This is a genomic window from Microcystis sp. M165S2, from assembly GCF_020245885.1.
In the GTDB taxonomy this organism is placed as follows: domain Bacteria; phylum Cyanobacteriota; class Cyanobacteriia; order Cyanobacteriales; family Microcystaceae; genus Microcystis.
In genome coordinates this window covers 1-4,506 of the sequence record NZ_JADBTZ010000189.1, presented here as the reverse complement: position 1 = coordinate 4,506, position 4,506 = coordinate 1, and the positions used below count along the sequence as shown (strand labels likewise).

The 4,506-nt window shown below is 46.3% G+C and carries 4 protein-coding genes; all 4 read left to right on the top strand.

The features are described from left to right. The first annotated feature begins 309 nt into the window (after window positions 1-309). The 4 genes from ftsY (at window position 310) to IM479_RS09960 (ending at window position 4,360) form a co-directional block, all read left to right on the top strand. Window positions 310-1,644 (top strand): signal recognition particle-docking protein FtsY, encoded by a 1,335-nt coding sequence (gene ftsY, locus IM479_RS09975; RefSeq protein WP_287684268.1) that lies wholly within the window; start codon window positions 310-312, stop codon window positions 1,642-1,644. A gap of 94 nt (window positions 1,645-1,738) precedes the next feature. Then, entirely contained in the window at window positions 1,739-2,539 is an 801-nt protein-coding gene (locus IM479_RS09970) for a metal ABC transporter ATP-binding protein (RefSeq protein ID WP_287684267.1), read from the top strand. 39 nt (window positions 2,540-2,578) lie between these two features. Continuing rightward, a complete protein-coding gene (locus IM479_RS09965; protein WP_287684266.1) occupies window positions 2,579-2,995 on the top strand; it encodes a DUF3119 family protein in 417 nt (138 codons plus the stop codon). Between the two features lie 81 nt (window positions 2,996-3,076). Beyond that, window positions 3,077-4,360 (top strand): DUF3086 domain-containing protein, encoded by a 1,284-nt coding sequence (locus tag IM479_RS09960; protein ID WP_287684265.1) that lies wholly within the window; start codon window positions 3,077-3,079, stop codon window positions 4,358-4,360. Window positions 4,361-4,506: the final 146 nt, after the last annotated feature.

Below are 4,506 nucleotides of genomic sequence, written 5' to 3'. Positions count from 1 at the left end.
ATATTCATTTTTATCCTCGGACGTTTCCTCTAGGGCGAGATATTCTTCGGGAGTATAATATTTAGTGTCGGTAGCGGTTAACATTTTTGACTCTCCTTCCTATTCTATTTTCTAGGATACAGCATTTCCCTAAAAAGAGACAAAGTTATCCTTAATCAAGGTTATCGATTGAGTTGCTCGGATCATATTTTTCTCTTAATCTCTGGCAAAAAATGCTGAGAAATCCACAATTAAAAATCTAACTATCAAAATTGCTCACCCCAAGGGTTAAAATAAACTAGATAAATAGTTTTATGTTTAGTTTCTCCTATGTTTAACTGGTTCCGTCGTCAGAAAGTTCAACCCGAACAAGAACAAGCACCCCCTGCACCCGTAGAGGAAACCCCCAGCGGGGCAACCAGTCAGGAAGAATATTTAGATTGGGCCAAAAAAGCCTTTAAAAATATTCAAGAGAAAAAAGCCACGGCCGAGGCCGTCGTGAGCGAAACCCCTGAAACATCTATTGCTGAAACAGAACCTCCGCAAGAGGAAGAAGCAGCTAAAGAAGAGGAAACCGAGGATAATACCCCCGCATGGCTGAAAAAATCCGAGCGCCTCGAAATTCTCAAAGAAACCGCCATCGAAACCCCCACAGAACCGGATGAGGATTTTATCTGGTCGGCCAAAGTTTTAGCCAATCAGGGACGACAAGCAGAGGACGTTTCCGAAGAAGAAATCACCTGGTTAAAAAAATTGCGTCAGGGTTTAGGCAAAACGCGCCGCAGCTTGGTCAATCAGCTTAAGGCCGTGGTCGGTCAGGGTCCCCTCAATCAAGACGCGGTGGAGGAAATCGAAGCTTTATTGCTTCAGGCTGATGTGGGGGTAGATGCCACCGATTATATTATCACTACCCTCCAAAATAAGCTAAAACAGGAAGCTTTGCCCCCCGAAAAAGCGATCGAATATCTCAAAGAAATTATCCGCGAGATTTTAGATGCACCTTTAGCCAATTATAGCAACCCCAGTTTTGAGCCAGAAAAAGGCAAATTAAATATCTGGATGCTCACAGGAGTTAACGGAGTGGGTAAAACGACGACTATCGGCAAATTAGCCCATTTATCTAAACAATCTGGCTATAGCTGTATGATCGCCGCTGCCGACACCTTTCGCGCTGCTGCCGTGGAACAGGTGAAAGTTTGGGGAGAGCGATCGCAAGTCGAAGTAATTGCCAACCCGGGCAAAAATACCGACCCGGCCGCCGTGGTGTACGATGGCATCGAAGCCGCTAAATCCAGGGAGGTAGAATTACTCTTAGTGGATACGGCGGGAAGATTGCAGAATAAAAAGAACTTAATGGCAGAATTAAGCAAAATTCGCCGCATTATTGACAAAAAAGCCGAGAGTGCCGTGGTGGAATCCCTTCTAGTTCTCGATGCCACTTTAGGACAAAACGGGCTGCGACAGGCAGAGGTTTTCTCGGAAGCTGCCCAATTAAGCGGCGTGATCCTGACTAAAATCGATGGTACAGCTAAAGGGGGTGTTGCCCTTGCCGTAGCGCGTCAGCTTAACCTACCGATTCGCTTTGTTGGCGCTGGGGAAGGAATCGAGGATCTGCGGCCCTTTTCCAGTTACGAATTCGTGGAAGCTTTACTGAGTGGCGATTAATCTCACCCCGCCTATCTTTCATAATCTTTTCATGGTTGCTTCATAATTGTCTCATTTTTAGTTATGCTAGAAATGAAGACTCAGGGTAACAACTATGCGAACGACAATTACAGTTAGTCATCTAGGAGTATATTATCGCGGCGTGGAAGCCCTACGGGATATCACCCTGAAAATTTATCCAGGACGACTAACCGGTATTATCGGTCCCAACGGTGCGGGCAAAAGTACCCTGATCAAAGCCATGCTAGGATTAATTCCCGTACAACAGGGAACCGTTAACTATCAAGGGCAATCTCTACAGCAACAACTGGATAAAGTCGCTTATGTTCCCCAAAGATCTCAAATCGACTGGACCTATCCCGTCACCGCTTGGGATGTGGTAATGATGGGGAGAGTCAGAAAAACGGGTTGGTTTCGTCCTTTTTCCCATATTAGTCGTCAACAGGCTTTAAATGCCCTAGAAAGGGTGGAAATGGCTGATTTACGCCATCGTCCCCTCGGTCAGCTGTCGGGAGGACAACAGCAAAGAGTCTTTTTAGCCAGATCTTTGGCCCAAGAAGCGGAGATTTTCTGTTTTGATGAACCTTTCGTTGGGGTAGATCAAAAAACCGAGGGCATCCTTTTTAATATCTTTGGTGAGTTAGCCCAAGAAAATAAAATTGTCATGGTGGTTAACCATGATTTAGGCGAATCTATCACCCATTTTGCTGATTTAATCCTCTTAAATACAGAATTAATCCTCGCAGATCAACGATCTAAGGTCTTAACCGATTTTAATCTCCGGCGCGCCTATGGTGGTAAAGTCTCCTTCTACGATACCATGACATCACCAGATCATCCCCGATCGAGTCTCGATTATCTCGATCGCCTCTGGAAAAACAATGGGATAAACTAGAAGCGAAGATATTTTGGCTGACTGCCGATAGGGACACCGATGAAAACTATTTCCCCGCAAGAAATAACAGGAACGATCGAACTGGCTCCTAACTATCGAATTCCCCTGTTTTTGGTAATTTTATCGCTGCCTTTACTCTTTTTACAGGTCTGGATCGGAATAATTTTCTCCCTGTTAGGACTATTCTTGATGTTCCAGACTACCCGCATTCGTCTCCAGTTTACCCCCACCTCCCTAGATGTCTATCTATCTGGGCAACAAATTCGCTCTTTTCCCTACCAAGAATGGCAAAATTGGCGGATTTTCTGGAATCGAGTCCCGATATTATTTTATTTCAAAGAAATTAACAGCATTCATTTTTTGCCAATTATCTTTGACAGCGCAACCCTGAGACTGTGCCTGGAAAAATACTATCCTTTAGCAGCATCGCAAGCGATCGACTCAGAAGCGAACTAAGATTGAGATAAAATAAAATCTAGCTAATAGCGTCTTAATTGCCTGCCTTGGCCCTTTGTTCGCTCTGCATTTCTAAAGCCGATGAATTCAGAAGATTTTAATGTTTTACCCCTTGACAAAATGACAGACTTACCCAATGAATCTGTCGAAGAATTTAGTTTTGACGATCTCTGGAACGATCGCCAGGTAGAGAATCCCCTGCCATCGGAAATCGCCCCCGAAGGCGAATTAGTTCCCCCAGCGCAAGCGCAACCCCTGCGGGAGGAAATCTCGGCTCTAGAACGGCAAAAACAGAGCCTAGCGGCAGAAATCTCGGCGTTAAAAGCGGAAAAAGAACGCTTGATCGCCGAAGAACTAGGGGATATCAAAGCTCAAATCGAAAGAATGCTCAAGGAAGGCGTAAAAGACCTAGAACAACGCAAACAGGCTTTAGAATTGGCGATCGAACAGTTAGAACGCCGTCGTGAGCGTATTCGGCAGGAAATGCGGAGTAATTTCGCCGGAGTCTCCCAGGACATAGCCGTGCGGGTTCAGGGATTTAAAGACTATCTGGTGGGCAGTTTACAGGATTTGGCTGCGGCTGCCGAACAGTTGGAATTACCCCGTTTTGAAACCCCCGAAAAATCCCCCCGCTCCGTGGAACCTCCCCTGCGGACCGAACGGGAGGAAAACCCGCGCCCATCCCGTGGCAGTCAAGGCCGAGATTATCCCGAAGAACGTCCCCGTCCCTCCCGTACCAGTAACCAGGGCCAGGATAATTGGCAAGAACCCCGTCGTTCTAACCGTTCGGGTTATGAATCGGAACCGGTGGGGCAATCCACCCCTAGACAGGGCTTTTCTGAACAAAATCAGCGCATCCAAACTCTTTTAGACCGTTATCGCAGTCGTCCTGACTATTACGGTCCCCCTTGGCAACTACGGCGCACTTTTGAACCAATTCATGCCGAACGGGTGCAACAGTGGTTCTTTAAACAGGGAGGCCGGGGTACTGTTCGCGGTATGGGCAGCCGTCTCCAGAATATTCTGGTCGCTTCGGCAATTATCTCGATTATGGCGGAATTACAGGGCGATCGCTTCCGTTCTCTAGTTCTGGCTAATAGTCCCGAACGTTTAGGCGAATGGCGGCGCGGCCTCCAAGATTGTCTCGGCATTTCCCGCGCCGATTTTGGACCAGACCGCGGCATCGTTCTCTTTGAGTCTCCCGAAGCTTTAATTCAAAAAGCGGAACGTTTAATCGAGGATAAGTATTCACCGCTCATTATCATCGATGATACCGAAGAACGGCTCAATTTCGCTCTTTTACAATTCCCCTACTGGTTAGCTTTTGCCCCTGAACCCCAACAAAGTTCTAGTTATTGGTATTAACTAATTAGGGTCTGCTGAATAAAGCTAAAAACCTTACAGGAAAAGGCTTTTAGCTAGATTGAGAGTCGCTCAGGTGCCCCTGAATCTGCTAAAATTACTCAAAACCCTTGCATCTTCTCTCCTTAGTACCAATGTATCGCAAGATT

Coding starts and splice junctions, on each gene's coding strand:
- ftsY (WP_287684268.1), top strand. CDS start 310: ATGTTTAACTGGTTCCGTCGTCAGAAAGTTCAACCCGAACAAGAACAA.
- IM479_RS09970 (WP_287684267.1), top strand. CDS start 1,739: ATGCGAACGACAATTACAGTTAGTCATCTAGGAGTATATTATCGCGGC.
- IM479_RS09965 (WP_287684266.1), top strand. CDS start 2,579: ATGAAAACTATTTCCCCGCAAGAAATAACAGGAACGATCGAACTGGCT.
- IM479_RS09960 (WP_287684265.1), top strand. CDS start 3,077: ATGAATTCAGAAGATTTTAATGTTTTACCCCTTGACAAAATGACAGAC.